5 protein-coding genes are annotated in these 5,576 nt (G+C 61.3%); 3 read left to right on the plus strand and 2 right to left on the minus strand.

Annotated elements, in window-relative coordinates; genetic code table 11:
- Positions 1-178 precede the first annotated feature (178 nt).
- Together H2040_RS14215 and H2040_RS14220 are read left to right on the plus strand one after the other, a co-directional pair.
- Positions 179-337, plus strand: coding sequence for a YqaE/Pmp3 family membrane protein (locus H2040_RS14215; protein ID WP_022698828.1), 159 nt, complete (start codon positions 179-181; stop codon positions 335-337).
- Positions 334-726 carry a DUF4112 domain-containing protein gene (locus H2040_RS14220; RefSeq protein WP_287158252.1) on the plus strand — a complete coding sequence of 131 codons (393 nt, stop codon included), beginning with the start codon at positions 334-336 and terminating at the stop codon, positions 724-726. Before H2040_RS14215 ends, H2040_RS14220 begins: the two co-directional genes overlap by 4 nt.
- Before the next feature lie 56 nt (positions 727-782).
- Here the strand turns inward: H2040_RS14220 and H2040_RS14225 are convergent, their stop codons facing one another.
- Together H2040_RS14225 and H2040_RS14230 are read right to left on the minus strand one after the other, a co-directional pair.
- Positions 783-1,355: a type 1 glutamine amidotransferase domain-containing protein gene (locus tag H2040_RS14225; protein ID WP_287158253.1), complete on the minus strand. Its 573-nt coding sequence runs from the start codon at positions 1,353-1,355 to the stop codon at positions 783-785.
- A gap of 153 nt (positions 1,356-1,508) precedes the next feature.
- Positions 1,509-4,676: a TonB-dependent receptor gene (locus H2040_RS14230; RefSeq protein WP_287158254.1), complete on the minus strand. Its 3,168-nt coding sequence runs from the start codon at positions 4,674-4,676 to the stop codon at positions 1,509-1,511.
- 208 nt (positions 4,677-4,884) lie between these two features.
- Between H2040_RS14230 and H2040_RS14235 the strand changes: the two genes are divergently transcribed.
- Positions 4,885-5,576, plus strand: a 692-nt coding sequence (locus H2040_RS14235; RefSeq protein WP_287158255.1) for an ArnT family glycosyltransferase, incomplete at its 3' end; no start/stop codon positions are given.

The following is a 5,576-nucleotide window of genomic DNA, read 5'->3' on the forward strand; positions in this document are numbered from 1 at the left end:
GTGACGTTCCGGTGTTGTTTTTATGAATCTTTGATTGCGTTCCTGTGACAGTGTTCTGTGACATTTATGTGTAGGTTGAATGACAGTTCTGCATCATGTGCGCTGACGGGCATAAGGGGAACCTGAAATCGGCTGATCCGTTGTCAGAACAGGCATTTTCAAACAAGGACCGCCCCTCATGGATATCATCCGCATCATATTGTCCGTTATAATTCCCCCGCTTGGCGTCTTTCTGCAGGTGGGTCTCGGCGCGCAGTTCTGGATCAATATTCTTCTCACCCTACTCGGCTATATTCCCGGCCTGATCCACGCCATCTGGATCATCGCCCGCCGATGAACGCAGACGACTCCAGTTTGGCCGGGCCGGACCGGGAAGCGCGTTGCCGCAAGGCGGTTGAGCGCGCTGACCGCCTGGCCCGCGTCATGGACTATCAACTGGGCAAGGGGCCGTTCCGTTTTGGCCTCGACGCCGTGCTGGGCCTCATTCCCGGGGTCGGCGACGTCACGACCGGCGCCGTGGGTCTGTATTTCCTCAAACTGGCGCGGGACGCGGAACTGCCCAAACACAAGATGGCGGGCATGGTCGGCAATCTGGCGATCGACACGGCGCTGGGCGCCATTCCGCTGATCGGCGATCTGTTCGACTTCGGCTTCCGGGCGCACCAGCGCAACGCGAAAGTCATAAGGCGGCACGTGGACAGCCAGTTCCCGCCCCCGCCGGCATAAAAGAAAGCCCCGGAAATATTTCCGGGGCTTTTCATTTGCGGCCGTGGAAACGGTTATCAGGCAGCAGATTGCGCCTGACCGCGGTGTTTCCCTTCGCAGAATTCCTCGACCATCTTCGCGTTAAACGCGGGCAGATCGTCGGGATTGCGGCTGGTGACCAGCCCGTCATCCACCACGACCTCCTGATCCTTCACGATGGCGCCCGCCTTTTCCAGGTCAGGCTGGACGGTGGCGAAGGCGGTCATGGTCCGGCCCTTGACCACGTCTGCGGTCATCAGAACCTGCGGGCCGTGACAGATCGCGGCCACGGGCTTTTTCTGACTGAAGAAATCCTGGACGAAACCGATCACGCGATCATCACCGCGCAAATGGTCAGGATTGAACAGGCCGCCCGGAATCATCAGCGCGTCATAATCGGACGCGGCGACTTCGTCGATCGTACGGTCAACCGGCGCGGTCTTGGACTTCTCCATGTGCTGAAAGCCCTGAACCTCGCCGCGCTCAAGGCTGACGATCTCGACCGTTGCGCCGACCTGCTCCAGCGCGTCCCTTGGGGAGAACAGCTCCGATTCCTCGAAGCCATCAGCGACCAATATTGCGACTCTCCGGCCTTCTATACGCCCACTCATTATTATTCTCCTTTTTTGCGACTTTTCTGGTCATACCAACGGATCAGGAGCCTCCGCCGTTCCCGCAATTGCTGCTTATGAGGCGCAAGAGAGAGGGCGGCCCGTCGCCGGACCGCCCTTCCCCTTTTTCGAGCATCTGGATCGTGGAGGGATCTAGAACTCGTATTTCACGCCGAAGCGGACGGACCAGAGCGACGGCGAACCCACGCGCGGTTCAATGATCAGGTCGTCATTGAACTCACGGTACTCGAATTGCGTGCCGCCATTGATCAGCGCCCCGTCGACGATGGCGTTGACGCGCGGGAAGCTGGCTTCCTTCAGCACGCCCCAGTCATCATTCAGCAGGTTGGTGAAATTATCGATCACCACGAAGCCGGAAGCGCGGTGACCTTCCAGGAAGCCCGGAATTTCCTGCTCGAACTTCAGGTCGATCTTCGTCCACCAGTCGCCCGTGAACTCGTTGCGGCCCGCGAAAGTGCCAGCGAATTCGTCCAGACCCTCCTCGGCGATGAAATCGAAGAAGGCTTGCGTGTCGAAGTTCGCGCCATAGACCACATTCGGGTCGTTCGGCCCGGTCGGGATGTAGAGCAGCGAGCTCGGCGAGCTCTGGAACGGATTGAAGCCCAGCACGTCGTTGGATTCGAACGTGTAGCTGTAGGGCCGGCCCTCGTTCGCCGAGAAATAGGCCGTCAGGCGGGACGTCCAGTCCTTGAAGAAATCGACCTCATAATTCACCAGCGCCGTGATGCGGTGCTCGATATTGTAGTTAGAGGTCGCGACTTCGGAGATTTGCGGGTTCAGATAAGCCCGGTTGTCGTAGTTGGAGAAGGCCACCGACGACGTCATCGGCTGCTCGTCTTCCGCGTCCGAATAGGCGTAGGCCAGCGTCCAGTCGAGGCCGAAATCGTAGGATTTCTGAACCGAGAACGAGGCGTTGAACGCTTTCGGGTTCTCCTCGCCATTGGTCAGAACCAGCGACGGCAGGCGCACGCTGGTGAATTGCGGCTGACCGGCGACCGCGGTTCCCGAAAGCTCCAGATCGCCGCGGCGGATCACCGCCGGATCTTCAGCCCAGGAATAGAGCAGGTCCGCGTTCAGGACGTAATCGCCGCCCAGGAAGCCTTCCATCGGAACGTCGTAGACAAAGGTGCCGCCGAAGGCGAGCTTCCACTCGGACGGGAGAACGAAGTCCGGGTCGAGATAGTTGATCTCGAAGTTGGAGCCCTGCTGGTTGGTGACCGCGTCCGCCAGAGTAACCGGCACGCCGTAACCCGGGCCGCCCGGACCGTCATTGTTCGTGTACTGGAGGTCGAAGACCGACGCGCCTTCCGGCAGCAGGCCCTCGTCCACCGTGTACTGAAGCACGTTGTTGGCCGAGTAGTTGTTCGACAGCCAGACATTCGGGTTGCCGCCGGAATACCGGCCGAAGCCGCCGCGCAGGCTCAGCACTTCGCTGGCTTCCCACTGGAAACCGACGCGCGGCTGCAGCAGACCCTCGCCGTCCAGGTTCTGGGAGTTCGAGAAACCATAGCTGGCCAGGAAGTCTGGATTTTCGGCCGGAAGATCGTCGCTGGTGTAATGGTCATAGCGCAGGCCGCCGGTGAGGGTCAGGCCGTTCGGCATGGACCATTCGTCCTGAGCGTAGAAGGTGTGGACCGCAAAGCCCCACTCCGCCGCCGCGTCTTCCGGGTTGCCCGTCGGAGAGTTGGCGTACTCATAGGCGCTGAAGATGCCGGCTTCGAAATCGGCGATGCTGTCGAATTCGATCTGGCCATCGACGTGCTGGACGAAGACGTTGAAGACATCGGTCTGCTCAAGCTCGTAACCGGCCGTGAAGGTGTGGTCCTGCCAGTGATACTGGCCCTTCAGCGCCGTGGTGAACGTCTCGTAGCTGAGCTTGTTGGCCTGACGGCTGTCGTCCTGACCCAGATAGATGGTGTTGTTGCCGACCCCGATCTGAACCTCGGCGAACCCGCTTTCGTCGGCGTTGGAGATCTGGCGATTGTCCAGTTCCAGATAGCCGACGCGCAGTTCGGTGGAGAAATTGTCCGTCCAGTCGGAATAGAGCGAGCCGACATAGGAATTCAGCTCGGCGCCGCGCTCATAAAGATGGTTCGAGAATTCGAACTCGTTCGAGTCGCCATCGGACTCGTTGATGTTGAAGCCGTCATTGTAGTTATAGACGAATTCGGCGCGGTGACGGTTATTGATGTCCCAGTTCAGCTTGACCAGGAGCTTTTCGTCTTCATTGGCGAAGCTGCGCGGCAGCGAGCCCGGGTCGAAATTATAGACATCGTTGGAGATGCGGACGATCTCGTCAAAATCGGCCTGAGTGAAGCCCGGCAGTTCGACGGCGGAGTTGGAGCCTTCCGGCCCGCGGTCGAACGTATTGGCGCCTTCCAGCTTCTCGTAGGCGACGAAGAAGAAGAGATTGTCCTTGATGATCGGGCCGCCGACATTGAAGCCGTAACGCTTCTCGTCGAAGGGCGCGATCTCGATGTCGTCGCCTTCCAGGCTGTCGCCCTGCAGGCTGTCATCGGTGTAGTCGTAGAACAGGCCGCCGTGGAATTCGTTGCCGCCCGTCTTGGTCACCGCGTTGATGTTACAGGCGGAGAAGCCGCCATACTGGACATCGAACGGGGCCAGCTCGACCGCGACCTGCTCGATCGCGTCATAGGAGAAGGGCTGGCGCTCTGTCGGGAAGCCGTTGGAGTTCAGGCCGAACGCATCGTTCATGCGCACGCCGTCGACAGTCAGGCTGTTGAAGCGCGGATTGGCGCCGGCGCACTGGATGCCGTCGACAAAGGCTTCGTCCAGATAGATGCGCGGATCCAGGCGCACGATGTCGCCCAGGCTGCGGTTGATGGCCGGGGCCGAGTCCAGGATCTGCTGGTTGAAGGTCGCTGACGGGCCCAGCGCCGTCTCGACGGCCTGAACGGCCGTGCCGGTGACGACGATTTCGTCAGCCGCCGCGCCCGCGGACAGCGCCAGGTTCAGATCGAACGTCTCACCCAGATTGAGGCTGATGCCCTCGACCACCGAGGTCTGGTAGCCCGGCGCGGACGCCATGATCTGGTAGGGGCCGCCGACGCGCAGATTGCGCGCGCTGAACGTGCCGGCGTCGGTCGTGTTGTAGGTCGAGGCCGAGCCGGTCGGAACGTGAAGCACGGTGACCGTGGCGCCGGAGACGGCCGCGCCATTCTGGTCCACGACCTGGCCGCGGACCGCACTGGTGGTTTCCTGCGCATGAGCGACGGAGACGATGGCCGGAACCAGCGCCAGAGCCGCCGCGCCGGTGGCGAGATAGTTGCGGAATTGCATGTCGGTTTTCCCTTGAAACTGCGACGGCCGCGCAAAGTGGAAGCGCGCCGTCCCCCCTGTTGGTGCAGTCCGTGCGGATACGCCCGTTGGAAGAACCTTTCTCTGCGAGTCAGCGAAGCTTTTGTGAGAGCTGAGCGACAAATCGGTGACGCATAACGATTCTATGAACTTGGGGCCGCGCGCGGGGGCTGATACACAACCTGCCGTTATGACCGACCCTGCCGCCCGACCCGCAAACGCCACCGATCCGCGCCTGTTCTGGGGCGCGGCGCTGGCGCTGATCGCTGCGCGCGTGATCGCGCAAATCGTGTCGCCGCTGGAGCTGTATCCAGACGAGGCGCAATACTGGGGCTGGAGCCGCGAATTCGCCTTTGGCTATTATTCCAAGCCCCCCATGGTGGCCTGGGTCATCGGGCTGACCACCTCCATTTTCGGCAATTCGGAATGGGCGCTGCGGCTGGCCGCCCCTTTCCTGCACGCGGGAACGGCGCTGTTTCTCTATCTCACCGGGCGAGAGCTGTTCGGCGAGCGCACCGGTCTGTGGGCGGGGCTGGCCTGGCTGACCCTGCCGGGCATTGCGCTGTCCTCCTTCGTCATTTCCACCGATGCGCCGCTCCTGCTGATGATCGCGGGCATGGTGTTCGCCTTCGTGAAATATGTGCGGACGCAGAGCTGGCTGTGGGCGGCGGCGCTGGGCGCGGCCATCGGGCTGGGCTTCCTGGCGAAATACGCCATGGTCTTTCCCTGTATCGGCGCGGCGGCGGTGTTCCTTTTCGACCGGGACGCGCGGCGGGCCTTTCTGAGCGTGAAGAGTGTTCTTATCGCGGCCCTCGCCGCCGCAGTGATCGCGCCAAATATTCTGTGGAACGCCGCCAATGGCTTCGCCACGGTCAGCCATAC

This window comes from Euryhalocaulis sp. (assembly GCF_013911995.1).
Taxonomy (GTDB): domain Bacteria; phylum Pseudomonadota; class Alphaproteobacteria; order Caulobacterales; family Maricaulaceae; genus Euryhalocaulis; species Euryhalocaulis caribicus.

What these genes read in the sequence shown, in the direction of transcription:
- H2040_RS14215 (WP_022698828.1), top strand. Translation starts at nt 179, where the DNA reads ATGGATATCATCCGCATCATATTGTCCGTTATAATTCCCCCGCTTGGC.
- H2040_RS14220 (WP_287158252.1), top strand. Translation starts at nt 334, where the DNA reads ATGAACGCAGACGACTCCAGTTTGGCCGGGCCGGACCGGGAAGCGCGT.
- H2040_RS14225 (WP_287158253.1), bottom strand. Translation starts at nt 1,355, where the DNA reads ATGAGTGGGCGTATAGAAGGCCGGAGAGTCGCAATATTGGTCGCTGAT.
- H2040_RS14230 (WP_287158254.1), bottom strand. Translation starts at nt 4,676, where the DNA reads ATGCAATTCCGCAACTATCTCGCCACCGGCGCGGCGGCTCTGGCGCTG.